This window comes from Pseudomonas sp. 20P_3.2_Bac5 (genome assembly GCF_025466035.1).
GTDB lineage: Bacteria > Pseudomonadota > Gammaproteobacteria > Pseudomonadales > Pseudomonadaceae > Aquipseudomonas.
Map to the genome: position 1 here is coordinate 55,073 of NZ_JANLOA010000095.1, position 24,665 is coordinate 79,737.

The following is a 24,665-nucleotide window of genomic DNA, read 5'->3' on the forward strand; positions in this document are numbered from 1 at the left end:
TGCTGCTGGCTGAACCTTGGCGTCGGTGTCTGACATTGACACCAACGCAATGCCGCGAAGCATAGCGCAGCGTTCGTCGCTTTTCTGCTGGTCAAGCGCGTTGTCGCTCGCTAGAATTGCGCACTTTTTGACCAGAGGCGCCCCAGAGCGCCCAGCAGGGTTGCCCACCCTATCCCCGCGGCAGCCCCTCTACACCGAGGTTAACCATGTCCACGACCGCTACTCCTTCCGTGCCAAAGGTAGGATTTGTCTCACTCGGGTGCCCGAAGGCTCTCGTTGATTCCGAGCGCATCCTGACCCAATTGCGCATGGAAGGTTACGAAGTCGTGCCTACCTATCAGGATGCTGATGTGGTGGTGGTCAACACCTGTGGCTTCATCGACTCGGCCAAGGCCGAGTCCCTGGAAGTGATCGGCGAAGCCATCAAGGAAAACGGCAAGGTCATCGTCACCGGCTGCATGGGTGTCGAGGAAGGCAATATCCGTGACGTGCACCCGAGCGTGCTGGCCGTTACCGGCCCGCAGCAGTACGAGCAGGTGGTCAACGCCGTGCACGAAGTCGTGCCGCCCCGCCAGGACCACAACCCGCTGATCGACCTGGTGCCGCCGCAAGGCGTCAAGCTGACCCCCCGCCACTACGCTTACCTGAAGATTTCCGAAGGCTGCAACCACAGTTGCAGCTTCTGCATCATCCCGTCGATGCGCGGCAAGCTGGTCAGCCGTCCGGTCGGCGAAGTGCTGAGCGAAGCCGAGCGCCTGGTCAAGGCCGGCGTCAAGGAGATCCTGGTGATTTCTCAGGACACCAGCGCCTATGGCGTCGACGTCAAGTACAAGACCGACTTCTGGAACGGCCGCCCGGTCAAGACCCGCATGCTGGAACTGTGTGAAGCCCTCAGCAGCCTGGGCGCCTGGGTCCGTCTGCACTATGTCTACCCGTACCCGAACGTCGATGACGTGATCCCGTTGATGGCCGCCGGCAAGATCCTGCCGTACCTCGACATTCCGTTCCAGCACGCCAGCCCGAAAGTGCTGAAGTCGATGAAACGCCCGGCGTTCGAAGACAAGACCCTGGCGCGGATCAAGAAATGGCGCGAGCAGTGCCCGGAACTGATCATCCGCTCCACCTTCATCGTCGGCTTCCCCGGCGAGACCGAAGAAGACTTCCAGTACCTGCTGGACTGGCTCACCGAAGCACAGCTTGACCGCGTCGGCTGCTTCCAGTATTCGCCGGTGGAAGGCGCGCCCGCCAACGACCTGGGCCTGGACGAAGTCCCGGACGAGATCAAGCAGGCACGCTGGGACCGCTTCATGGAGCACCAGCAGGCGATCAGTACCGCTCGCCTGCAACTGCGCATCGGCCGGGAGATCGAAGTGCTGATCGACGAAGTCGAGGAGCAAGGTTCGGTCGGTCGCAGCTTCTTCGACGCACCGGAAATCGACGGTAACGTGTTCATCGATGGTGACCACGGCTTCAAGCCGGGCGACAAAGTCCGTTGCCGCGTGGTCGATGCCGACGAATACGACCTGTGGGCTGAGCCTGTCTAAGGCACCCCGCGACGGTCAGCGCCCTCACAGGAACCCAAAGCCCCTCCACGGGGCTTTGTTTTTTTCCGGACCGGTCGCATCTCCTCACGGGCGGTTACAATGACCGCCATTCCCTCGCACCACGGCCTCTGCTCATGTCTGAAACCACTCGTCTTTCCAAATGCCTCATCGCCCTCATCGGCTGTTCCCGCCGCGAGGCCGAGCTTTATATCGGCGGAGGCTGGGTCACAGTGGATGGCCAGGTCATCGATGAACCCCAATTCCAGGTCGACGGACAGACCGTCGCCCTGCTCCCCGGCGCCACCACCGAACCGCTGGAAGCCGTCACCCTGCTGCTGCACCAGGAGGCCGGACAGGATTCGCAGAGTGGCTGCCTGAGCATGACCGCCGAGACCCTTTCCGAAGCCCACTCCGCAGGCCGCCGCGCACTGCGCGGGCATTTCGCCCGCCTGACCTGCCTCGCCGAGCTGCAACCAGGCGCCAGCGGACTCCAGGTGTACAGCCAGGACTGGCGGACCGTACGCAAGGTCACGGTGGACCTCAATCGCCTGGAACAGGAATACGTGGTGGAAGTCAGCGGCCAGATCATCCAGCACGGCCTCGAGCGACTGAACCGCGGTTTCAACTGGAAAGGCCACGAACTGCCGAAGATCAAGGCGAGCTGGCAGAACGAGACCCGCCTGCGCATGGTGTTGAAGAACCCCGCCTCCGGCCTGATCGACCTGCTCTGCCGCAGTGTCGGCCTGCAGGTGGTCAGCATGCGCCGCATCCGTGTGGGCGGCGTGTCCATGAGCAAACTGCCAGCCGGGCAGTGGCGCTATCTGGACAGCAAAGAAAAATTCTAAGCCTCGCCACGCTGGCGAAGCTCCCGATCAGGACACTTCACATGATTCACAACGATGTACTGCGCAGCCTGCGCTACCTGCTGGACATTTCCGACACGAAAGTGGCCCAGATCACTCGCAGCAACGGCTTCAAGGTCAGCGACGCAGAGATTTCCAGCTACCTGAAAAAGGACGAGGACGAAGGCTTCGTCCACTGCCCCGACGAGGCGATGGCGCACTTCCTCGACGGCCTGGTGGTGTTCCGCCGCGGTCGCGATGAAAGCCGCCCGCCGCTGCCGATCGAGCTGCCGGTGAGCAACAACGTCATCCTGAAAAAACTGCGGGTGGCGTTCGAACTCAAGGAAGACGATATGCACGCCATCCTCAAGGCCGCTGACTTCCCGGTGTCCAAGCCGGAGCTGAGCGCCCTGTTCCGCAAGGTCGGGCACAACAACTACCGCCCTTGCGGCGACCAGTTGCTGCGCAACTTCCTCAAGGGCCTGACCCTGCGGATCCGTGGCTGAGCCCATGCACTACAACGTCTCGCCCGTCGGCTTCGTCCGCTCCTGCTTCAAGGAAAAGTTCGCCATTCCGCGTCAGCCTCAACTGGCGCCCGCGGCGCGGGGCGTGCTGGAACTGGTGCCGCCGTTCGATACCGGTGACGCCGTCGCAGGACTGGAGCAGAGCAGCCATGTGTGGCTGCTGTTCCTGTTCCACCAGGCGCTGGAAGACAAACCACGCCTGAAGGTGCGTCCACCGCGACTGGGCGGCAACACCTCGATGGGCGTTTTCGCCACCCGGGCCACTCACCGGCCCAATGGGATTGGCCAGTCGGTGGTCAGGCTGGAGAAAGTCGAGCCGGGTCGGCTTCTGCTTTCGGGAATCGACCTGCTGGACGGCACGCCAGTGCTGGATATCAAGCCCTACGTGCCGTACGCCGACAGCGTCGCCGAGGCCAGCAACACCATGGCCAGCGCCCCGCCTACTGCGATCGACGTGGAATGGAGCGAAAGCGCCCTGCCCCAGGCTCACAGCCATGCCCAACGTCTCGGCGAGCCGCTGGTTGAGCTGATTGAGCAGTGCCTGGCCCAGGATCCGCGCCCGGCCTATCAGGTGCCGCCCGCAGAGCGGGTGTATGGCGTGAAGTTATGGGATGTGCAGGTGCGCTGGCACTACCCGCAGCCGGAGCGTATCCGGGTGCTGGAAGTGGTGGCCGGCTAGCTCCCGCTTTTCGACAGGCAAAAAAAAACGCAGGCCGCAAGGCCTGCGTTTTTCATGGTGCGTAACGCTTACTTCTCGACGAAGGCGCGCTCGATCAGGTAGTCGCCCGGCTCACGCATACGCGCGGAGATCTTCAGGCCGAAGCTGTCCAGCACTTCGCTGGTTTCGTCGAGCATGCTCGGGCTACCGCAGATCATCGCACGGTCGTCCTGCGGGTTGATCGGTGGCAGACCGATGTCGCTGAACAGCTTGCCGCTGCGCATCAGGTCGGTCAGACGGCCCTGGTTCTCGAACGGCTCGCGGGTAACGGTTGGGTAGTAGATCAGTTTTTCGCGCAGCGCCTCGCCGAAGAACTCGTTCTGTGGCAGGTGCTCGGTGATGAACTCGCGGTAGGCGACTTCGTTCACGTAACGCACGCCGTGAACCAGGATCACTTTCTCGAAGCGCTCGTAGGTTTCAGGGTCCTGGATGACGCTCATGAATGGCGCCAGGCCAGTACCGGTGCTGAGCAGGTACAGGTGCTTGCCAGGATTCAGGTCGTCGAGCACCAGCGTGCCGGTAGGCTTTTTGCTGATGATGACCTCATCGCCTTCCTTCAGGTGCTGCAACTGCGAAGTCAGCGGGCCATCCGGCACCTTGATGCTGAAGAACTCCAGATGCTCTTCCCAGTTCGGGCTGGCGATGGAGTAAGCGCGCATGAGCGGGCGGCCATTAGGCTGCTGCAGGCCGATCATCACGAACTGACCGTTCTCGAAGCGCAGGCCCGGGTCGCGGGTGCACTTGAAGCTGAACAGGGTGTCGTTCCAGTGGTGCACACTGAGGACACGTTCGTGGTTCATGTTGCTCATGTAGGGGGCTCCTGAAAAAAACGCAGCGCTAAACCGTGAGCGCGATTGCGCGATAGTTTAGTGCGGAGGACAATATCTGTTAACTGAATTATCAAGATATGTCTTATCGGTTATATAGATATGCGATTTACACTTCGTCAGCTTCAGGTCTTCGTGGCCGTTGCACAGCATCAAAGCGTGTCTCGCGCGGCCAATATCCTGGCCCTTTCGCAGTCGGCCGCCAGTACATCCATTACCGAACTCGAGCGGCAATCCAGTTGCCAATTGTTCGACCGCGCCGGCAAGCGTCTGAGCCTCAACGCCTTGGGCCATCAGTTGTTGCCCCAGGCGGTGGCGCTGCTCGACCAGGCCAAGGAAATCGAAGACCTGCTCAACGGCAAGTCCGGTTTCGGCTCGCTGGCGGTGGGCGCGACGCTGACCATCGGCAACTACCTGGCGACGCTGCTGATCGGCAGCTTCATGCAGGTCCACCCGGAAAGCCAGGTCAAGCTGCATGTGCAGAACACTGCACATATCGTGCATCAGGTCGCTCATTACGAAATTGATCTGGGTCTAATCGAGGGTGACTGCAACCACCCTGAGCTGGAAGTCCAGCCGTGGGTGGCGGACGAACTGGTGGTGTTCTGCGCCCCGCAGCATCCGCTGGCCCAGCGCGGCCAAGCCAGCCTCGAGGAACTGACCCGGGAAGCCTGGATTCTCCGCGAGGAAGGCTCCGGCACGCGCCTGACCTTCGACCAGGCCATGCGTCATCACCGCTCGATTCTCAATATCCGCCTGGAGCTGGAACACACCGAAGCCATCAAGCGCGCGGTGGAGTCCGGGCTGGGCATCGGCTGCATTTCCCGCCTCGCGCTGCGTGATGCCTTCCGCCGCGGTAGCCTGGTGGCGGTCGAAACGCCGGACCTGGACCTGGCGCGGCAGTTCTACTTCATCTGGCACAAGCAGAAGTATCAGACTTCAGCCATGCGAGAGTTCCTGGAACTGTGCCGGACCTTTACCGCCGGGGTAAAACGCAGCGACGAGATCGTGCTGCCGAGTATTGCCTAGAGAAGAATGACGCCCCAGGTCACTGCGACCATGGTCAGCGCTACCAGTTGCGCGGCGCTGCCCATGTCCTTGGCGTTTTTCGACAGCGGGTGGCGATCCAGGGAAATGCGATCAATGGCAGCCTCTACCGCCGAATTGAGCAGCTCGACAATCAGCCCCAACAAGCAGACCGCGATCAAGATCGCCCGCTCGGCGCGACTGACATCCAGCCAGAACGCCAGCGGCACGAGGATCACGTTCAGCAGCACCAGCTGACGAAACGCCGCTTCGCCGGAAAATGCCGCACGCAATCCATCCAGGGAATAACCCGCAGCATTGAAGATACGTTTGAGGCCGGTCTGGCCCTTGAAAGGAGACATAGAGTGCCGTTCGAACTGTTGGGAAGCGGTGCAGGCTAGTACACCGCGGGTCAAAAAACCGTGAAGGCCAATGGCCTCATCCGGCGGAAACGGATTCAAGTTGTTGCAGAAGCAACGCCGCCTGGGTCCGCGTGCGGACGCCGAGCTTGCGGAAAATAGCGGTGACGTGCGCCTTGATGGTCGCCTCCGAAACGCTCAGTTCATACGCGATCTGCTTGTTCAGCAGCCCTTCACAGACCATGGTCAGCACCCGGAACTGCTGTGGCGTGAGGCTGGCCAGACCTTCGCTGGCGGCCTTGGCCTCAGCGGAAACATCGACCTTCTCGAACGCCTGCGGCGGCCACCAGACCTCGCCGTCGAGCACCTTGCGCACCGCGTCCTGGATGGACTCCAGCGGGCTGGACTTGGGAATGAAGCCGCTGGCACCGAACTCGCGCGACTTGACCACGACGGAGGCTTCCTCCTGGGCCGAGACCATGACAACCGGGATCTGCGGGTACTGCCCACGCAGCAGCACAAGGCCCGAGAAGCCATAGGCACCGGGCATGTTCAGGTCGAGCAACACCAGGTCCCAGTCGGATTTTTCAGTGAGGCGGGTTTCCAGTTCGGCGATGCTGGCGGCTTCCACCAGACGGATATCGGGCCCTAGCCCCAGGGTCACGGCCTGGCGCAAGGCGCTGCGAAAAAGAGGGTGGTCATCGGCAATCAGGATTTCGTATGTGGCCATCGATCTAATGATCCTGTTCTGTGCAGGTGCCGGGAGGGGCCGGAACCTGTCGGAGCAACTCAAGGCGACAGCGGCAATGCCGTACGCCAAAAAGGCACAGCGGGGCCAGTGAATACAGCATTCAAGCCCTCGACGTGCCCGAATCGGCGCCAAGGATGACGAGGCGGGACGGGGTGGTCAAGTTCGCCCCCGGCTCATTCTGGTGCCGACTCCATCATTATGAAGCAAAGCGTAACACTTGCCCCTTGGACTATAGGAAGGGCTTGAGACGCTGATGGACGGCGTCGTCCAGATCCAGCGGCAATTGAAACTTGGCCCCCAGGTAGTGAGCGCTGAACACGTCCAGGTAGGCGTCCAGCGCTTGCGCCGCAGCCTGATCGCCTGCCAGCTCAAGGCACATCGCCGCCACTTCGGCGGTGCAGAAGTGGTCGTCACGCTTGGAGCGGCGCAGCCGATAGCGGGAAATTTGCTCCGGTTGCAGGCTCAGCACCGGGAAACGGTCCAGATACGGGCTCTTGCGAAACATCTTGCGCGCTTCCGTCCAGGTCGCATCCAGCAGGATGAACAGCGGACGCTTGCCCTCCCCCGGCTGGACACCGGTCACCACCCGTTGCGACTCGACAAACTCTCCCGGGAAGACGATGTAAGGCTGCCATTGCGGGTGGTCAAGCAGCGCCAGCAGGTCCTGTTCGACGACAGTGCGTTGCCAGCCGAACGCCGTGGTATCGGCGATCACATCGGCGATCAGCCAACCGGTATTGGTCGGTTTGAGGGGCTCGGTGTCGTGCATCAGCAGGCACACGGCCGACTCGGCGGCGGTCCGAGGACGCCAGGCGCACAGGCAGTAATCGGCGATTACCCGGCAATCCGCACAGCGCGGCGCCCGCGCCCCACGAGCAACAAAGGGTTTGATACTGCGGGACAGGCGCTCAGTACGCAGGCGCGATACGGCGTGGCTCATGACGGGATACGGCGAGAACAGATGAGGGAAAGCACAGCACAGACTCGGCGGGGCGAAAGGCGCGAAGTTTACGGCACAACGGCTTTGCCGTGCAGGTAATTGTCCTACTCCACTATAATCCCGCACCTATTGATGGCTGCCACTGCCTGCACCCGGTGAGGGAACACGGCGTGCGGATGCAGGTCAAAGCGCCAGTTACCGAATCTGGAGAAATGAATGCTGCGTTTTATCGCCCCTACCCTGGGCTTGCTGCTGGTCCTGCCTCTTGCCGCCAATGCCGCGTCCAAGCAGGAATATGAATTGACCCAAATGCTGGAGAAGGTTGCCCAAGACAGCAGCGTCGGTACCCCACGGGCCATCAACGAAGACATTCTTGACCAGGGCTACACCGTCCACGGGCCGCAACTGATCAACCACCTCAGTGTGCGGGCAAGCCACGCTCAGCAGATGCGCGCCAACCCTGACAAAGTGCGTGATCAGTTGGGTTCCAGTGTTTGCAGCAATACCGGTTATCGCCAATTGCTGGCACGCGGCGCTGTGCTGACTTATCAGTTCACCGAGTACAAGACCAATCGCCCGGTAGCGACCGAGAACTTCAATGCGCAGAGCTGTGGGCTCAATGGCAAGAAGAAAAAGTGATGGTGCCGCGCCAGGCTCTGTGTGAGATGTATTCGAGCCTGTTTTCAACGCAGCATGACCGAGTTCGGATGCATATCGCACAGAGCCTACATCAACTGGCTGCTTTCGCGCCTTTGTTCCTCGTCGGCGCGCAACTCTGCTACCAGCGCCTGCAGGTAGCGAGAGCGCCGCTCTCCTCCTGAAAGCCTGCGCAGGCATTCCTCTTCAAGGCTCAGGTTGTTTGCCTGGGCCGACCCTTGCAGAAGTCGAAACAACTGGCTGTCGATTTCAAGAATGACGCGTTGGACTCTTTGCATTAGCAGCCTCCCTGCGATGCACTCGTCGCTATTGATCAGTTAACCAGACAAGTCGGAAGATTGGATCCCATCTGACGAGCGGTCCCGCACTGATTGCGAAAGCGAATAAAACGATTATCTGTCATGACCTTATGCGCACATGTTGATCCAAGCGCAAACACACCGCAGGGTCTAGATTGATTACAAATACCTTTCATCTTTCGGACAGGTAAAGGGTCGTCCGAGACGGTTGTGTTGCACTTGCCAGGATGACAAGCAAAGGGATCGAAATCATCACTGCGACGAGACCTTTCAAGGTCCACTGCAACGCCGGGGCCATCCAGCCCCGGCCTGCGCAGCCAGCGACTCAAGTAGTGTCGCGGCCAGGTCCCGATCCTGATCTGGTCTGAGGTTTTGCTGCAGAAAGGAGACGTTTGAATGCCTTACAAACCTAACGAGCTGCTCGCCAGCCACTTCAAGAATGAGGGAATCGACCTCGAACATATCGACCAGCAATTGAATCTGGTCGCTGCCAACAGCCCGAACCTGCCGCTGTACCGGGACATGATGCTCACCGTGTTGCGCATGGCCCACGACGATAGCAACCGCTGGAACGCCAAGATCACCCTCCAGGCCCTCCGCGAACTCGACCATGCCTTCCGCGTGCTGGAACAGTACAAAGGGCGACGCAAGGTAACGGTATTCGGCTCGGCACGAACGCCGGTCGAACATCCAATCTATGCGCTGGCCCGAGAACTGGGCGCGACACTGGCCCGTTCCGATCTGATGGTCATTACCGGTGCCGGTGGCGGCATCATGGCGGCAGCGCATGAGGGCGCCGGCGTAGAACACAGCCTCGGCTTCAACATCACCCTGCCCTTCGAGCAACATGCCAACGCGACGGTCGACGGCACCGACAAACTGCTGCCGTTCCACTTTTTCTTCATTCGCAAGCTGTTTTTCGTCAAGGAGGCCGATGCTCTGGTGCTCTGCCCTGGTGGCTTCGGCACGCTGGACGAAGCACTGGAAGTCCTGACGCTGATCCAGACCGGCAAGAGCCCGCTGGTTCCGGTGGTGTTGCTGGATGCACCAGGAGGCACCTTCTGGCAAGACGCGCTGAACTTCATTACCCGACAACTGGAAGAGAACCGCTACATCCTGCCAAGCGACCTGAAACTGGTGCGTCTGGTGCACAGCGCCGATCAGGCTGTCGAGGAAATCAACCAGTTCTACCGCAACTACCACTCCAGCCGCTGGCTGAAAAACCAGTTCGTCCTGCGCATGCAGCATCCGTTGAGTGAGGCCGCTGTAGAGGATATCGAGAACGGTTTTGCCGATCTGCGACTGAGCGGTAACTTCGTCCAGCACGCCTACACAGGCGAGGACCAGGACGATGTCCAGTTCAGCCATCTGCACCGACTTGTGTTTGCATTCAATGGCCGCGACCAGGGTCGGCTACGAGAGCTGGTGGACTTCATCAACCTGCCGGAAAACTGGGCCAACGCCCAACCGTCCTCACAAGTGACTCAACGCGCACGGGAACCGCTCAAGGTCACTTGAAACAGATCAATCGTCCAGGCTTCGGCCGCTCAACAAGCGGCCGACCATCTCCATCGAAAAACCGCGATAGACCAGAAAACGGGTTTGTTTCGCGCGTTCCCGCGGGTCGGCCGGCAATTGCCCGGCAAACTTGCGCCGCCAGACATCGCTCAACTGCGACTGCCAGTCGATACCCGCCTCACGTAGCGCCTGCTCCACATCAGCCCGTGGCAGACCACGCTGGGTCAGTTCTTCGCGGATACGCGCCGGGCCATAACCCGAACGACCACGGGAACTGATGAAACTTTCCAGATAACGGGATTCGCTTAGCAGCCCCTCATCCGCCAGGCGGTTGAGTTCGTGCTCGATCATTTCAGGAGAAGCACCGCGCTGGCGCAGCTTGCGCGCCAGCTCGGCACGACCGTGCTCGCGGCGTGCGAGCAGGTCCATAGCAGTCCGCCTTACGGCGACGGGGGTATCGAGTACGACGGACATAAGCGCGAGATCAGAAGTCGGCGTCAGCGTCAGCCAGGTCTTCAGCGGAAGCTTGCGCAGCAGCAGTTTTACCTGCGGCGTCAACAGCACCGGTGTTCAGCAGCTTGTCACGAATCTGCTTCTCGAGGGCCGCACCGATTTCCGGGTTGTCCTGCAGGAACTTGGCGGAGTTGGCCTTGCCCTGACCGATCTTGCTGCCTTGGTAGCTGTACCAGGCACCGGATTTCTCCAGGAAGCCATGCAGCACACCCAGGTCGATGATTTCGCCGTTAAGGTAAATACCCTTGCCGTAGAGGATCTGGAATTCAGCCTGACGGAACGGAGGGGCAACCTTGTTCTTGACGATCTTGACGCGGGTTTCGCTACCAACCACTTCGTCGCCTTCCTTCACCGCGCCGGTACGGCGGATGTCGAGACGGACCGAAGCGTAGAACTTCAAGGCGTTACCACCGGTGGTGGTTTCCGGGCTGCCGAACATTACGCCGATCTTCATGCGGATCTGGTTGATGAAGATGACCAGGCAGTTGGCGTTCTTGATGTTACCGGTGATCTTGCGCAGCGCCTGGGACATCAGGCGAGCTTGCAGGCCGACGTGCATGTCGCCCATTTCGCCTTCGATCTCGGCCTTTGGCACCAGGGCTGCCACGGAGTCGACGATGATGACGTCAACGGCATTGGAGCGCACCAGCATGTCGGTGATTTCCAGGGCCTGCTCACCGGTGTCCGGTTGCGAGACCAGCAGGTCGTCGACATTGACGCCCAGCTTGCCAGCGTATTCAGGGTCCAGCGCGTGCTCGGCGTCGACGAAGGCGCAGGTGGCGCCCATTTTTTGCGCCTGGGCAATCACCGACAGGGTCAGCGTGGTTTTACCGGACGATTCCGGACCATAGATTTCAACGATACGGCCTCGTGGCAGACCGCCAATGCCAAGGGCAATGTCCAGGCCCAGCGAGCCAGTGGAGATGGCTGGGATCGCCTGGCGCTCGTGATCGCCCATGCGCATGACCGCGCCTTTACCGAATTGACGTTCGATCTGACCCAGGGCCGCAGCCAAGGCACGCTTCTTGTTGTCGTCCATTGAAGTCCTCACGTAATCGATAGGGCCTGACGGCCAGAAACAACTGTATAAGTAGCCAGTATTATTCCACAGGGATTTATTTCCGCCTACCCCCGACTCGCGATTTACTCGACGCCAAGATGTAACAAGCCCTCTAGCGCGGCGATTACCGTTTGTCGGCGTACCTGTTCGCGGTCTCCGTCGAAGTGCCGGCGCTCGCTGAAAACGCGTCCCGCGTCTCCCCAGGCCAGCCAGACGGTGCCCACCGGTTTCGCCGCCGAACCGCCATCGGGCCCGGCCACGCCACTCACCGCCACGGCAAAACGTGCGCCGCTCGCCACCTGGGCGCCACGGACCATCGCCTCGACCACCTCCTGGCTGACCGCACCGACCTGACCGAACAGCACCTCCGGCACCTGCAACTGCCGGGTCTTCTGGGCGTTGGAATAGGTCACGTAACCGGCCTCGAACCAGGCCGAACTGCCGGGGATGCGGGTGATGGCCTCGGCGATGCCGCCTCCGGTGCAGGATTCGGCGGTGGTCACTTGGGCATTGAAACGACGCAGATGTTCCCCCAGCCGGGCGGAAAGAGCGGTGATCGGGTCCATGGCGGGCTCCTTGGAAAAACTGGCGCCTACCCTACACCAGTCAGAACGCCAGCGCCCGCACGTACGCCTGACAGGCGCGTAAGGCGATCAGTCCTTCGTCACCGTCGGCGACGACGGCGACAATTCGTTGAGCATGCGCCGGGTCAAGTCGGGCTCGCGGGGGGTCATGAACCACGCCGCCGGCACCGGAGGCGGCTGGCACAGAGGGGGCGGCGTCACTGGCGATGAGGACTGACAACCGCAGATCAGCAGTAGCCAGCCGGTCACGCAGGCGTGCCTGAGCCTGTTGGGCATCGGTAAGCTCCTTGGAATGGGTCTGGTCGAGGGATAGCAAACGCTGCTCCAGCGCCAGCCGCTGTTGCCGCTCGTCCTGCAAACGTGCGTTGGCGGCCTCCGCCAGTTGCTGGCGTTCACGGGCATAGTCGCCCTCCTGCACCGCTAGCCGTTGACCGTAGCGCCACGCCTGGACCTGCCAGGTCAGCGCCGCGACCGTCAGAAGCAGCAGCCACAACCCGATGGAACGCCCCGCGCTCAACACAGCACCTCACGGGCGCGGGCCCAGAGTTTCAGACGGTCCTCCAGGCCATTGAGGCCGCCGTTGATATGTCGGGTAATGCGATTAAATTCGCCACGGTCCGCCAGTTGATTGAGCCCCCGCGAGTGCCAGAACCAGGCCGCCGACTCAGCGGCCCACTGGGGTTCCTCGAGCATCTGCGGCTTCGCCAGCAGGCGCTCGTCCTCGAACAGCGCCATGCTGCACGCGCGGTAGTTGTTGCGCCCGGTGATCTGGATCAGGCCACGGCCGCAGTAACGCTGGCCATCGCCGTCCGGCTCGGGGGTGTTGCCCAGACGCAGCGCCAGGTTGCCGGTGTCGTAGCGGGCCAGGTACTGGTCGCTGCCCAGTTCTTTCACGTAGCGCAGTTGGCCGGACTCATGGCCGATCTGGGCGAGAAAGGCGGCCATGCGGCGTGGGGTATCGATGCCCCAATGCGCCATCGCGGCGTTCAGGGCAGGAACGAAAACGCCCGCTGTCGGGCGGGCGTTTGGATAAATGCGGAAGAGTTCGGTTTCATTCAGATTCATTTCTGGCCCTCGCGCTGCTCGACCTTGAGCGATTTGGTTTGACTGGACTTCTGGCTCTTCGCCTTGGCCTTGCCTTGTTTGCCGCCGTTGCATTGCACGGAGGTATCCCAGCCAGTGGCGGTGAAGAGCTGGGTCACGGTGTCGATCAAGTACTCGCCATCGAGCCCATCCTTGAAACCCTCCACCCGAATCATTCTTTCGGCGAACACATCGGTACGCCCGCTCATCTCCAGATTCACGGTCGCAGTACTACGGTTGAACTCTGCCAACCGGGCCTTGGCGGCCTGCTCGGCAGCAGATTTGTTCGGATAGACATGCCTGTCGACAAAAACCGCGTTGTTGTCCACGGACTTGTCGTCGTTCTTCTGCTCAACCACCTTCTGCTCCCCCGTCTTGCTGTCCTGGTGCCGGGTCTGCACCGTTCCGTGGGAGCCGCGATCCTTAAGATGAAACTTCCAGCGCCGAACGTCCCGCGGCATAACCGTGACAACACCCAACGCCTTGCCAGTGCCGCTCACTCCGCCCTGACGGGGCAGAACCAATAAGCCGCCATCGCCAATCTTCGCGGTGCAGTCGTATTGCCGCGCCAGACGGGTGATGAAATTGATATCCGACTCATTGAACTGATCGACCCGCGGAACAACGGTGGTCACCGGACACTGAGGTTGCCAGCCGTTGCGCGCGGCGATATCCCTGACAATTCGCTGCAAGGGCACATTCTCCCAACTACCACTGCGGATACTCTTGCCCGTTCCGCGCATATCACAGGCTTTACCGCGAAGCTCCATAACGGCAGGCGGACCGTTCAGGTCGATTTCATCGATGATGTATCGCCCCAACCGTGTCAGTTCCTGACCGGCGTAACCCAGGTAGACTTCCAATTCCGCGCCGCGCGCAGGCAAGGCCAGGGCGCTGTCACGGTCGTCGATTTTCAGTTCGAAGTCATCGGATTCCATGCCCGCTTTGTCGGTCGTGCGCATCAGCAACAGGCGATCGTTGATCAACGCGGTGATGTCCTTGCCATCGGCAACGATACGAAACACAGGTTGCATGATTCAGGCTCCAGAAAAGACAAGCCCCGCACATGGCGGGGCCTGATGGTGCAAACGAGGGTTCAGTCCCACAGCAACACCGTCGTGGAGGTGGCCGTGAGCAACTCGGGCAGCCTGATCAGCACACCGGCACGAAGCGGCTGCTCCTCGCCGGAAAGTCCCGGATTGGCATCCAGCACCGCCTCGAGGCTGCCATTCAAATGACCGTAATAGTGATGACAGAGGGTATCGAGCTGATCCCCTTCAGACGTTCTGCATATCGTCGCCATAACTCACGAGCTCCAATGTGAAAGCCTGTTTTCCCGGAATGCCACCCGCCAACAGGTTGTTCTGAGTTTCAGCCACGCTGGTCAGGCACCATGTCCCGAGAATTTCCCCATAGCCGGTACTCAGGCTCAGCGGTTTCAACTGCTGACCGATGCTGCGTAACCGCTCTATTTGACCGATCCCCCCTTTCAAGGTCGGGAACACCACCCCGTCAATCGTGATCTTGTCATCCCCTTGGCCGACCGCCTGCTGCGCCTTACTGCGCGAAAGGCGCTCTTGTCCCGCCCAGGTGAAGACCTTGGTCCGTTTCAATTGATGAAACGCAGCGGTATCGAGGTTGAAGTAGAAGGCTTCGGACTCTGCCTGCAACGGTTGCAGAATCAGGAGATGAGGATAGGGTTTGACCGCTTCCTCGGGTGGTGTCGTCTGCGGCGCAAATCCGCCGGTAGGCAGGATTGCGCCCAGGGACGGGCTGATTTTCCCGGCTACCCGGTTAATTGCGGTGGCGGCCTTGGAGGCCTGGTCCGAAAAGGTTTCCAGGCGCCCTTGCACCTCGCTGATGACTGTCACCGCCTGGCTGTACTTGGCGGCGACCTCACCGACTGCCGAATGCGCCACCTCGATGGCGCGCATGGTGCGTTGAAGTTTCTTGCCAATGATTTCACCCACGAAGGGCAGATTTTCCAGCTCGGTGGCTGCACCGGTGATATCGCTGACGGCGCCATTCAAAGGCCCCAGCATTTCATCGGCGCTACGCCGTCCGGCCTCACCCGCGGCTACCAGCGAGCGCAGGCTGGATTGCATTGATTCCATGTAGGCCATGGGTTTTCCTCAGGCATAGCCATAGAGATCGTCAGTGCGGTCATACATCTGGCCGCCTGCGTTCGCCTGGGCTGCAAATCCATTGAACATCCGCTGGATTTCCGGCTGCAAAGCGCGGACGAGTTCGGCAGGATCGGTAACGCTACCCTGGACATTGATGGCGATATTGGGCGAGACAGCGAAGTGCTGTGGCGTGGTGGCTGTGATCGACAAAGGTGTGGAGGAGCCAGGCTCCGGCAAGGCAAGTACCGCAGGAGCAGTGCCCGCCAAGGACCGGGCGACATCACCGCTTTCCAAGGGCGCTACTCGTTGAGCCTGAAGGGCATGCTCGCCGCCGTACTGCCCCAACGCCGCGCGAGAACTATCGATCGCCGCGCTCCGAAGAGGAATTACCGGCGCCAGAGTAGGAGCCCCCTGACCTGAACGGGAAGTCGCGCCACCCGTTTCGCCGGAGTTCTTCAGCAGAAGGGCTCCGGGCATGGGTGCCTTGGTCACCGTGAGCAGCTTTCCTGCATCGGCTCCAGGCAGTTCCGCAAGAGGTGGTGTGACGCTGACCTCTTTCTCGCTGCCCTCTCCCCAGGTTTCATAAATCTTGCGGCCGGCGAGCTTTCCAAGCTGACCGCCAATGTAACCTCCGGCCATCGCTCCCACCGGCCCCAGCATCGCACCTAGCAGGCCAAAAGCGAGCGCACCGGCGGCCTCGCCATAGCCCTCGCTCTTTTCTTTGGCAGATTCGGCGTTCTGGTAGGTATCGGCAGCACTAAGTGCGCTGCCTACCACCGCCACAAAAGCACCGCCCGCCCTTGCCCTTGGGGAGACTTTCGAGGGACGCAGCGCGTCCGGAACAAGCGTCCCGACCTTGGCCGCGGCTTGCTTCGTACGCGCCCTGATCCCTGGCTTGTCACCCGAAGCATCGACAGGCGGATCGAAGATCGTCTTGGTAGCATCAGAAAGGACTCTGCTTTGCGGCCCAAAGACCGCTTTCGCAGCGCCAAGCAAGACTTTGCCTTTGGCAATGGCCGCGAGCGCGGTCAGCAGGGCGGCGCCCGCTACAACGGCCCCAGCCAGGACCGTTACAACGACACTTAACTTCTCGACGGCGGCGCCAAGAGTATTGGCACCTTTAGTCATGAAGCTCGTCCAGTGCGAGTAAATCGGCGCGAGTGCGTCGCCTACTGCAATCGACACACCCTCATAGGATGACTCACGCTCTTTCTGCTTCCACTCCAGGGTTTGTCGACGGCCCTCCAGCTTGTCTTCAATGTAGTTAGGACCAGGACCACCAGTTTTCCCGGGCATAAATTCTTGGCCATACCGGCCAAGATCGGCCGCACTGCTCCCGCCCTCGCGCTTGTACTCGAGAAAGAGCGCCTTGGACGAACTGAGCACATCATTGTAGTTGCCGGTCTTCTTCGACTCCTGCTGAATAATCGCGGCTAAACGGACAGCATCTGCAGGAGCGCCTCCAACTTGAGGAAGCAACCGTGTGATTGCTTCCGCAGTATTGGTGATACCGAACGTTCCTCGGCCAGCCTGACCAATGATTTGGTTCAGCAAACGCTCAAGCTCATCAGTCCCCTGGCCATTGGACAGGGTGCGGAAAAGGCCTGAGGTAACACCTTCGTCCAGCTGTTGACTGTCGGTGAAGCGGGCTGCAAGTCGCCCTTCCGGTACCAGCTCGTCCAGATCCATGCCTGCGTTGAACATGCTCAAGAGCTGGCTGGATGCCTCGGTTTTGCTCAGGCTTGTCCCATAGGTCATCCTGGCAATTTGCGTCTCGACCTTCTCCCGCTGCGCCGCCCATTTCTTCCGGTCTTTCTCCCCTTGGAGCACCAGCTTGCTGATGATCCCTTCATAGTTCGCGAACCGATCGACCGAACTACTCGCAGACTTCAGTACAGTCCGCGAAGTATCGGAAATCTTTCCGCGAGCCGAATCTTTCTCCGTTGGCTGACCAGAAGCAGGTAATCGAGCAGCCCCCATCGCCTTGCCAAGGTCATCGTATGCCTTGGTCAACATGGGCAATATGTCTTTCTGCTCGGACAATTTCTTGCCAATGTCACCCAGCGCCGTCTGCCATTTCCCGGCTGACTCCGCAGCAGTGTCGTTGGCCGTCTTGAATGCCGTCGCCAAAGGCAAAGCACTCTGGGTAGTCAACCTCAAGGCCTCGCCAATTCGAACAGCAAACGATTCAAGCTGACCTATCTGCTGCTCGATCTGGCTGAAAACCTGCCCCAAGGCAGGATCAACAGCGCCTCCGATCCTCATCTCAACTATCAGTTCGCCCGCCATAAGTTCCTCCCTGCGCGCAAACCCGACTCACTCTGTGAGCCACCAGACCATGTCGCTGTACGACATGGTCATGATTTCGGCGGCAGAGAAGTTCAGCTCTTTCGCGAGCCGCTTCGCTGCCGCCTTGTGCCTTGAGGGATCAAAGCTCGTCGTCTTGCACCAAGCGAAAATAGCCGGCCTGCAAACGGCTGTAGTCCTTCAGCGTCAGCCCCTCCAGGTCCTTGGTGCCAACTTCTGCAAGGGAGGCGAACAGGTTCAGCTCCCGGGTTTCGTCGTCGGCGCCGCCGGACTGCGCGGCACGCAGGTCACGTACAGTGGGCGCGCGCAGCGACAGGCTGTCGACCTGCACGCCATTGGCTTCGGTTGGACGGCTGAGTTTGACCACGACACGGTCAGCACTCACGGTCAGCCAGGCAGGAATTTTCGTTGCTTGCGTCATACGAGCTTGTCCTTATCTCAGAGGCCCAGGGCCGAACGTTGGGCGGCGAGTTGGTCGACGCCGTTGATGACGCGCTTCATGCCCAGCGGGTCGATTTCGTACATCAGTCGGCCATCGATTTCGAGCTTGTAGTAGGTCAGGGAAACAACGTGAGTGGTCTCGGGTTTCTCGGACGCTTTCCAGTCGCCCATTTCCACTTCCTTGAGCATGCCGCGCAGGGTAACCACCACAGGGGTGATGGCGCCCTTCAGGCCTTTGAAGGCACCGCGGAAGGTGCCGTTGAAACCGGAGCTATCGGCCAGGCCGAAGAACTTCAGCGCTTCGCGGCGAATACCGGTGGTTTTGAAGGAGGCACTCAGTACCTCCATGCCCTGGTCGATCTCGATGGCGGTGTCCATGCCACCGACGCGGTGGGTTTCGACCTTGATGGCGAGCTTGGGCAGGGTCAGGCTGGTGACGTCGCCCTGGAAGCTTACGCCGTCGACGAACAGGTTCAGGTTGGCGAGGGTTTGCGGAATCATTGCCATGGGTAGTGCTCCTTAAGCGGCTTGGTCGAGGACTTCGGTCAACCACTGGTTGGTGACCTCGACACGGAAGTTGGGGTTTTCTGCAGGCGGGACGTCGGTGAAGCGGATGTTCCAGTACACCTTGCCCTGCTCCAGCTGGCTGGCAGTGTTGAGTTCAGGGTCGGCGTAGACCTCGAAGTTGATGATCGCGCCCTGGGCTTTCAGGTCGCGCATGAAGTTCTCCAGGCCCTCGGTCACGTCCTTGACGTAGGTCGCGGTGATCGAGCGGTCCACCGCCCATTTGTGGCCGTAGAGGATCGCGTCCATGACGATGTCCATGGTCCGCACGCGGGTGACGAAGGCCCACTTCGGATCGCTGGACAGGGTGCGGTTGCCCCACAGGCGGAAGCCGTCATCACGGATGATGGTGGTGATGTTGGCGTTGTTCAGCAGGTTGGCGCGGCAGGTCTCGTCGCCGTCGAGGAATTCCACTGGGCGGGTGGTGCCGGTGATGCCGACGAATTCCTTGTTCGACGGCGAGGCCCAGAAGCCGTACTCGCTGTCGGTCCAGGCGAACAGGCCGGCAACCCAGGCCGACGCGGGTGCATCGACAGTGGCGTCAGCACCGGTGTCCCAGTACTTCACGCCCGGATCGACCAGGAAGGCACGCTTGGCGCCGAAGTTTTCGGCGTAGGCCAGGGCGGCTTCGTCGGTGCTGTTCGGACCGTCGATGATGGCCAGGCCGCGCAGTTTGTCGGCCAGGGCGACCAGAGCGGTGCCCACGGCCTGGGTGGCGCTGTGTTTCGGGGTCACCAGCAAACGTGGTTGGGCGTTGAAACGGCTCTTGCCGTCCAGCAGCGCCTGCAGGCCGGTGCGCTTACCGTCGGCGAGCACGCCACCGATGATCGCCGACGTCTGCTCGGCGGCGTCGGCCAGCTTGGCCACGCCACAAGCGACGATGACCGCCTTGGCCCGGGCATAAATTGCCTGGCACGCCTTGGTGATGGCCGCATCGGCGCCAAACGCCGCGATGGCTTCACGCTCGCTGGTGATCAGCACCAGGTCATTGGCCTTGGCAGTGGCGGTCGGACCTTCGGTGAAGGTGTCCACCAGGCCGATAATGGAAGAGGAAGGCAGCGCAATGCTGCGCGAACCGGTGTCAACGCTGGTTACGGTAACGCCGTGGAAGAATCCACTCATTGGTATTTCTCCAGATATGAGAAGGCCCCGTCAGTGCGGGGCCTTCATGGGTTGAGCAAAAGAAAGTTCCCGGCAGGGCCGGGCTAAAAATTTAATTATTCATGACAAACATCAGCGTCGAGCATAGATGGTGATTCTATCTTTACTGCCGCCTGACGAAATAAACGCTCCCGCCGCGTTGGAGTACTTGACGGAAATAGTCGTACCGGCCGAAAGGTCGCCAATTGAAATAGATCCATTGCAATATATTGCATTGGCGCCAAACTCATCAAAAATAGCACCATTCACATAGACCTGAACGGAGGATGCTGGAGACGGCTGAGAACACTTGAGGGAAATATTTAACCCCACACTCTTCAGGCCGCCTTCGGGGACAGTGAACACTCCATCAGACAAGTTGTAACATTCGAAAAAATGTGAATTTTCAGGAATAGCCGGCACACTTTTAAAAATGAGTTCTGACACACCGGAGTTTAACGCTGCACCAGCCAGGTATCCAGCATCAAATATCTTCTGATAGGGGAAGATAGCAATTCCACCGGTGCTTCCAGCTAAGCCTCGCTGCCAGTTATCATCGAATGCTACTGGGTCAATGTAATACTCTACAGGCCCTTGCCACGAAGCGAGCTTTGAAGTATTCGTGTTACCACGGAAAAAATTATTTGTACTATCGATAATTACTTTTCCGTTAAAATCCGCCGCACCTTGAAAAGATGTCCCAGAGTAAGTGTAATAGCCACGGCATCCTGACATTCTGAGCCCGCCACTGCCAGATCTGACCGACGGAACAGATCTCGGATTGTAAGCAAGGAACATAATACTTGCATTTTCGACTGACGTACCTTGAACAATGATGTCCCCATACGAATTGAAGCCAGTAGGAGACTCCAGCGGGCAAGAAAGAAAGCCAAACCCGGTATTGACTGCTGGCATCAAGCTCTCACCTGAATTGATTACCAGAACCGAGCCATATACGCATGCAATGACATGTGCTTTTGAAGCAAGCGTCTCTAGACCATGGCTAACAAGTTGATAACTTGCTACCTCAATTACCGCCTGCGCACCAATCACAACAATAGGCTGCGGCGTATTGTAAGTGTAACCATTATGGACAACGATTTCCGACAACAAGTTTTCAGGCGCCGAAAAATCTCCAAACTGCCAACCTATCGTCGCATTGATGACGCTGAACCCAAGCGAGTGAAGCGAGCAGGTTTTTGAACCTGAAGCCCAGACCTTTACTGCGGATTGTATGTTCTCCCTAGACTCACCATCAATATATAGGCCTGGCCTTGCAACAATCGAGGTGCAGTTTTTTATTTCAAGAACGGATGTTGCGATAGCACTACGACTGCGAATACCACCTGAGCCCTGAATAACTAAACCATTTACGTCCTCAATGAGGAAAACATCACGAGCCCCATAGGTCTTATTGAGGTTTAACGGAACCCGCCTAGTGACCGCTTCATTGAGGGCCAGGTACAATGCATCAAGATCGTCAGTGACCGCATCCCCAACAGCACCAAAGTCATCGGGCGATACACCAAAATTGTTCAGCGTCAAATTAGCACTGCGCGATAAAACCTTCGCCTCTGGCGAGGGCGAACCACCAACTCCACTTGTGCCAACAAAAATTTCGGTATTTTTCGTCATACTTACCCCAAGAAGAAGACATGATTAATCAGCCCTCAATAAGAACCTTCAGTAGAGCATCATTCAAGGCCAATTCCGGGCACATCAACGACAGCCAGACGGCGTAGAAATGCATTATCATCTACTGATTACTATCGCCCCAAAAAAAGCACTGCCTGGCGTATATTCAGAATATTAGCGATATGAGGCCGGCGGGAACGACAAAGCTTAACTGAGTGAGATTTACTATAAAACGGGACATGAAAACACTTTAACTAATGGCCAATCGCGCAAAGCTTCCTTCCAATCCAACAATTCAGCTAACTTCAGGAAGGTCAAGGAAGTCACCAGCAACCTCATCCACCGGAATCACTTGCTTCTCGATGGCGGTAATGGAGTTTTACGGCTGGACGGCACCCGCGATACGGACTTTTAGTTGATATGTTCGATTATCCAGGAAGGGGCGATCGGACGCTGCTCGGCATCCGGGAATGCGTCGGATTGGGGCCAATCACGCAGTTCCTGAAGATAAGCCAGTAACTGGCTGAATTGCTGATTGCTCAGGGTGGTGACTGTCTGCAACTCCTGCTGGTCGCGATGGCGTTCGCGGAGCCATTTGATGCGCTCCAGTTCGCTGTTCCGCCAGGCACGCTCTACAGCAGGTAGGTCAACGATCACGGCGTGCGGGTGCTTGGCGATGTTGCCTTCATCGTCGACCCGCCAGACGCCATCGACTTCCTGGATAGTTTGATTCCACAAGTCCTCCGAAACCGCAACGGCGTCCTCGGGGATCGTGTGAAGGTTTTCGATCAGGCGTGCCTTCAACACCCCTTGATCGTCGAACGTGATGAATCTTGTCATGTGTTAACTCCCTATCGCGAACCAGCGGGCAGCCACGGACTGGTCCGATCTGGTGTTCTCGAACGAGGCGAAGAAACCGGACGCGTCATAAACGTTTGATGCAACACCGCTGCTGCGCGGTTCGGATGTTCCTACATTGCTGGTGGTGACGAACAATGCGCCAGAGGGGAACTGAATGGGGTAGGCGAAATAAGCGGTCGTTGTTCCAATGGTATTGACGAGTTGCGCCGAAGTGGCGCCCCATTGCAGGATCAATCCGCCCAGCCACTTCGGTAGAACCACATAACCGTTACCGCCAACAAGCATGCGAAAACCCCAGCGCATTTTGCTCGGTGTCACAGCGACGTCATCACTAAGCCCGGCGTTCACTTGTTCCAACGTCGCAACTTTGAATACACCAGCAGCACTTTCTGTTGCCTGCCTGACAATCTTGGCAACGGCTTGAAAGACTCGCAGAGAACTCATTGGCTTCGTCGCGTCCGTCCCAGCCTCGGCTTCCACTTGCGTCGCCATTGGCAGACTGTGAAGCCCGGAGCCATTCCCGGAAATTACGCCATTGAATCTGGTGGCACCGGTTATCTCCACACCATCATTGTCCACCCGAATGCCAAGACCGTTTGCCCAAGGTGTAGGACCAAGCCCCAAATAAGCCTTGATAAAACCTGCTGCCTGGCTCCCCCAAAACCCTATGCCAGCCTGAGTGACATCGGTATCGGACAATGCTGTAAGCCCTGATGCGAACGATTGCGTCTGGCCAGCACGCATATAAAGGTTATGCGCGGAGAGAAAAGTAAGATTGCCATTAACCTCTCCCCCTCGATTGGACAGCGCATCAGTAATACCGTAGCCCACAAGGGTCTTTGCCTTGTCAGCCTTGCTGTCGGGGTTAAAGTTCTTCTCAGTCCAAAGCCTACGATATGTTTCAGTTCCCCATTTTGTGTAATGACGAACGTAAAAGTTCTCCTCGCCCTCCAGGCTTCCAATAAAGTCGATGCCTTGCTCGCCTGCACCCCACGCCACATGCATACCAACGCCATAGGTAAGACCAGCAGGCCGATCTGTGGTCGCGTCAGTAAGAGTGACGAAACGAGTATCGGCCACCTCCCTGAGTTTGCCCTGGACTGCATCGGGCCGAGTCAGAAGGCCCCCGGCAAATTTAGGCATCGCATCGGTAATGCCATAGCCCGCCAGCGTTGTTGGATTATCACCTGCAATCAACACACCGCGATTGTTGACCTGAACTTTGGTGTACGTTCCCGCTGGTCGCGTCGGCGGCAGCACGGTCATGATCACCGTCTCGATGTAATCCCGTGTTGCCAATACCACTGAAGGATCAATCTTCAACTGCACATTGGCCGTACTGGTCACGATCAGGTTCAACCGCACCACCTGCGTCTTGCCAGTCCCCTGGCTCAGCAGCGGTTTGAAGCTCGGCGCACAGTTGGCCACCGCGACCAGGTCGCCAGCGGCATCGTAGAGACCAATTTCGCGAATCCACCAACCACCCTCATCCGGCGGAATCACCTGCTCGGCAATGATGATGCTGGCGTTTTTCGGATCGACCGTGAGCTGGTTCAGCGGCGCACGACGCCGCTCATTGATCAGCTTGGTCTGAGTGCGCGACGGCACCGGGTCGGTATTGTTGGCATCGCCCACGCCCATCTGGGCGAAGGTCCAGGGCACGCCCAAAGCATTCGCGTTGGCCTGTTTGGCCTCCCCCACCGCAGTGAGGATCGCGAAGAACTGGCTGTTCTGGTCAGTCATGAGTAAACGTCCAGGGTTTCGATTTGATGGTCACGGCCGATGAAGCCGTGGTTGCCGCGCACCTCGATGTCTCGAAGGATGGGCGGGTAAATGTCGATGTCGTCGCCTTCGCTCAGGCCCAGGGCAACGCGTAGGTAGCCCTTGGTATCAAGGGCAATGGCCAGGCCGATGAGGTGCCGGCTGACAGGCCGGGCATCGTCGATCAGGGCGGTTAGCTCCTCGTAGGTCTCTTCGCTGATGCCGCTTTCGGACACGCCGATCTTCAGCGAGAACGTCCCCGGCACGCCTTGCGGCACGGTGTTGAACCACTCGGCCACTTCAATCAGGTAACCGAAGGGCTCGACCACCCGGCGCAACGCACTGAGGGTGCCCTTGCGGGCATGCACGTCGAACGAGGAACGGATCACCGCGCGCTTGACCGGATCGGACCAACTGTCATTCCAGCGGTCCACCGACCAGGCCCAGGCCAGTTGGTGCAACAGGTGCGACGGGCAAGTGTCGGGGTTGTACAGCACACGCAGCGGGATCTCGGGAGCGTCGGTCGATGCCGCCTCGATGGCCCGCTCCAGCAATGTGCTGTTGATAGGCAGGAGGCTAGTCATG

28 protein-coding genes are annotated in these 24,665 nt (G+C 59.3%); 7 read left to right on the forward strand and 21 right to left on the reverse strand.

The window, feature by feature from the left end; translation table 11 throughout:
• Positions 1 to 206: 206 nt before the first annotated feature.
• The 4 genes from rimO (at position 207) to tsaA (ending at position 3,589) form a co-directional block, all read left to right on the forward strand.
• Positions 207 to 1,544 (forward strand): 30S ribosomal protein S12 methylthiotransferase RimO, encoded by a 1,338-nt coding sequence (gene rimO / locus NTD88_RS16660; RefSeq protein ID WP_095154023.1) that lies wholly within the window; start codon positions 207 to 209, stop codon positions 1,542 to 1,544.
• A gap of 134 nt (positions 1,545 to 1,678) precedes the next feature.
• A complete protein-coding gene (locus NTD88_RS16665; RefSeq protein WP_095154024.1) occupies positions 1,679 to 2,389 on the forward strand; it encodes an rRNA pseudouridine synthase in 711 nt (236 codons plus the stop codon).
• 41 nt (positions 2,390 to 2,430) lie between these two features.
• Positions 2,431 to 2,892, forward strand: a complete 462-nt coding sequence (locus NTD88_RS16670) for a DUF1456 family protein (RefSeq protein ID WP_095154025.1) — start codon at positions 2,431 to 2,433, stop codon at positions 2,890 to 2,892.
• A 4-nt stretch (positions 2,893 to 2,896) separates the two neighbouring features.
• Complete coding sequence (gene tsaA / locus NTD88_RS16675) at positions 2,897 to 3,589, forward strand: tRNA (N6-threonylcarbamoyladenosine(37)-N6)-methyltransferase TrmO (protein ID WP_262153600.1); 693 nt, start codon at positions 2,897 to 2,899, stop codon at positions 3,587 to 3,589.
• 68 nt (positions 3,590 to 3,657) lie between these two features.
• Here the strand turns inward: tsaA and fpr are convergent, their stop codons facing one another.
• Complete coding sequence (gene fpr / locus NTD88_RS16680) at positions 3,658 to 4,437, reverse strand: ferredoxin-NADP reductase (RefSeq protein ID WP_095154027.1); 780 nt, start codon at positions 4,435 to 4,437, stop codon at positions 3,658 to 3,660.
• A 120-nt stretch (positions 4,438 to 4,557) separates the two neighbouring features.
• Here fpr and NTD88_RS16685 point away from each other — a divergent pair, with 120 nt between their 5' ends.
• Entirely contained in the window at positions 4,558 to 5,484 is a 927-nt protein-coding gene (locus NTD88_RS16685) for a LysR family transcriptional regulator (RefSeq protein ID WP_262153599.1), read from the forward strand.
• Here NTD88_RS16685 and NTD88_RS16690 read toward each other — a convergent pair.
• From NTD88_RS16690 to NTD88_RS16700, 3 genes are all read right to left on the reverse strand, one after another.
• Positions 5,481 to 5,843 (reverse strand): diacylglycerol kinase, encoded by a 363-nt coding sequence (locus NTD88_RS16690; protein ID WP_095154029.1) that lies wholly within the window; start codon positions 5,841 to 5,843, stop codon positions 5,481 to 5,483. The genes NTD88_RS16685 and NTD88_RS16690 overlap by 4 nt on opposite strands.
• 76 nt (positions 5,844 to 5,919) lie before the next feature.
• Positions 5,920 to 6,570: a response regulator transcription factor ErdR gene (erdR, locus tag NTD88_RS16695; protein ID WP_095154030.1), complete on the reverse strand. Its 651-nt coding sequence runs from the start codon at positions 6,568 to 6,570 to the stop codon at positions 5,920 to 5,922.
• A gap of 250 nt (positions 6,571 to 6,820) precedes the next feature.
• Entirely contained in the window at positions 6,821 to 7,531 is a 711-nt protein-coding gene (locus NTD88_RS16700) for a tRNA-uridine aminocarboxypropyltransferase (RefSeq protein WP_262153598.1), read from the reverse strand.
• A 216-nt stretch (positions 7,532 to 7,747) separates the two neighbouring features.
• Between NTD88_RS16700 and NTD88_RS16705 the strand changes: the two genes are divergently transcribed.
• The gene (locus NTD88_RS16705; RefSeq protein WP_095154032.1) at positions 7,748 to 8,170 is read left to right on the forward strand and encodes a quorum-sensing-regulated virulence factor family protein; all 423 of its coding nucleotides are present in this window, start codon (positions 7,748 to 7,750) and stop codon (positions 8,168 to 8,170) included.
• Between the two features lie 86 nt (positions 8,171 to 8,256).
• Here the strand turns inward: NTD88_RS16705 and NTD88_RS16710 are convergent, their stop codons facing one another.
• On the reverse strand, positions 8,257 to 8,466 hold the full coding sequence (locus tag NTD88_RS16710; RefSeq protein ID WP_095154033.1) for a hypothetical protein: 210 nt from the start codon (positions 8,464 to 8,466) through the stop codon (positions 8,257 to 8,259).
• A gap of 417 nt (positions 8,467 to 8,883) precedes the next feature.
• Between NTD88_RS16710 and NTD88_RS16715 the strand changes: the two genes are divergently transcribed.
• The gene (locus NTD88_RS16715; protein WP_095154034.1) at positions 8,884 to 10,005 is read left to right on the forward strand and encodes an LOG family protein; all 1,122 of its coding nucleotides are present in this window, start codon (positions 8,884 to 8,886) and stop codon (positions 10,003 to 10,005) included.
• A 6-nt stretch (positions 10,006 to 10,011) separates the two neighbouring features.
• On the opposite strand, the gene recX is transcribed toward NTD88_RS16715, so the two are convergent.
• From recX to NTD88_RS16795, 16 genes are all read right to left on the reverse strand, one after another.
• On the reverse strand, positions 10,012 to 10,479 hold the full coding sequence (gene recX, locus NTD88_RS16720; protein WP_095154035.1) for a recombination regulator RecX: 468 nt from the start codon (positions 10,477 to 10,479) through the stop codon (positions 10,012 to 10,014).
• A gap of 10 nt (positions 10,480 to 10,489) precedes the next feature.
• Positions 10,490 to 11,557 carry a recombinase RecA gene (gene recA / locus NTD88_RS16725; protein WP_110968359.1) on the reverse strand — a complete coding sequence of 356 codons (1,068 nt, stop codon included), beginning with the start codon at positions 11,555 to 11,557 and terminating at the stop codon, positions 10,490 to 10,492.
• Between the two features lie 104 nt (positions 11,558 to 11,661).
• On the reverse strand, positions 11,662 to 12,144 hold the full coding sequence (locus NTD88_RS16730) for a CinA family protein (protein ID WP_262153596.1): 483 nt from the start codon (positions 12,142 to 12,144) through the stop codon (positions 11,662 to 11,664).
• A gap of 40 nt (positions 12,145 to 12,184) precedes the next feature.
• Positions 12,185 to 12,679, reverse strand: a complete 495-nt coding sequence (locus NTD88_RS16735) for a lysis system i-spanin subunit Rz (RefSeq protein WP_410017287.1) — start codon at positions 12,677 to 12,679, stop codon at positions 12,185 to 12,187.
• Positions 12,676 to 13,227, reverse strand: coding sequence for a glycoside hydrolase family 19 protein (locus NTD88_RS16740; RefSeq protein ID WP_095154039.1), 552 nt, complete (start codon positions 13,225 to 13,227; stop codon positions 12,676 to 12,678). Before NTD88_RS16740 ends, NTD88_RS16735 begins: the two co-directional genes overlap by 4 nt.
• Entirely contained in the window at positions 13,224 to 14,279 is a 1,056-nt protein-coding gene (locus NTD88_RS16745; RefSeq protein WP_262153594.1) for a phage late control D family protein, read from the reverse strand. Before NTD88_RS16745 ends, NTD88_RS16740 begins: the two co-directional genes overlap by 4 nt.
• 62 nt (positions 14,280 to 14,341) lie before the next feature.
• Positions 14,342 to 14,548, reverse strand: a complete 207-nt coding sequence (locus NTD88_RS16750; RefSeq protein WP_095154041.1) for a tail protein X — start codon at positions 14,546 to 14,548, stop codon at positions 14,342 to 14,344.
• Positions 14,523 to 15,368, reverse strand: a complete 846-nt coding sequence (locus NTD88_RS16755) for a phage tail protein (RefSeq protein ID WP_262129084.1) — start codon at positions 15,366 to 15,368, stop codon at positions 14,523 to 14,525. Before NTD88_RS16755 ends, NTD88_RS16750 begins: the two co-directional genes overlap by 26 nt.
• A 9-nt stretch (positions 15,369 to 15,377) precedes the next feature.
• A complete protein-coding gene (locus NTD88_RS16760; RefSeq protein WP_262153593.1) occupies positions 15,378 to 17,660 on the reverse strand; it encodes a hypothetical protein in 2,283 nt (760 codons plus the stop codon).
• Positions 17,661 to 17,799: 139 nt separating this feature from the next.
• Complete coding sequence (locus NTD88_RS16765) at positions 17,800 to 18,099, reverse strand: phage tail assembly protein (RefSeq protein WP_095154044.1); 300 nt, start codon at positions 18,097 to 18,099, stop codon at positions 17,800 to 17,802.
• A 17-nt stretch (positions 18,100 to 18,116) separates the two neighbouring features.
• Complete coding sequence (locus NTD88_RS16770; protein WP_262153592.1) at positions 18,117 to 18,626, reverse strand: phage major tail tube protein; 510 nt, start codon at positions 18,624 to 18,626, stop codon at positions 18,117 to 18,119.
• 12 nt (positions 18,627 to 18,638) lie between these two features.
• The gene (locus tag NTD88_RS16775; protein WP_262153591.1) at positions 18,639 to 19,805 is read right to left on the reverse strand and encodes a phage tail sheath family protein; all 1,167 of its coding nucleotides are present in this window, start codon (positions 19,803 to 19,805) and stop codon (positions 18,639 to 18,641) included.
• A 111-nt stretch (positions 19,806 to 19,916) separates the two neighbouring features.
• The gene (locus NTD88_RS16780) at positions 19,917 to 21,458 is read right to left on the reverse strand and encodes a hypothetical protein (protein WP_262153590.1); all 1,542 of its coding nucleotides are present in this window, start codon (positions 21,456 to 21,458) and stop codon (positions 19,917 to 19,919) included.
• 411 nt (positions 21,459 to 21,869) lie between these two features.
• Positions 21,870 to 22,298 (reverse strand): phage tail assembly chaperone, encoded by a 429-nt coding sequence (locus NTD88_RS16785; RefSeq protein WP_262153589.1) that lies wholly within the window; start codon positions 22,296 to 22,298, stop codon positions 21,870 to 21,872.
• A gap of 3 nt (positions 22,299 to 22,301) precedes the next feature.
• Positions 22,302 to 24,062 (reverse strand): phage tail protein, encoded by a 1,761-nt coding sequence (locus NTD88_RS16790; protein ID WP_262153588.1) that lies wholly within the window; start codon positions 24,060 to 24,062, stop codon positions 22,302 to 22,304.
• The gene (locus NTD88_RS16795) at positions 24,059 to 24,664 is read right to left on the reverse strand and encodes a phage tail protein I (protein ID WP_262129077.1); all 606 of its coding nucleotides are present in this window, start codon (positions 24,662 to 24,664) and stop codon (positions 24,059 to 24,061) included. The genes NTD88_RS16790 and NTD88_RS16795 overlap by 4 nt, the downstream gene beginning before the upstream one ends.
• Between the last annotated feature and the right edge of the window lies 1 nt (position 24,665).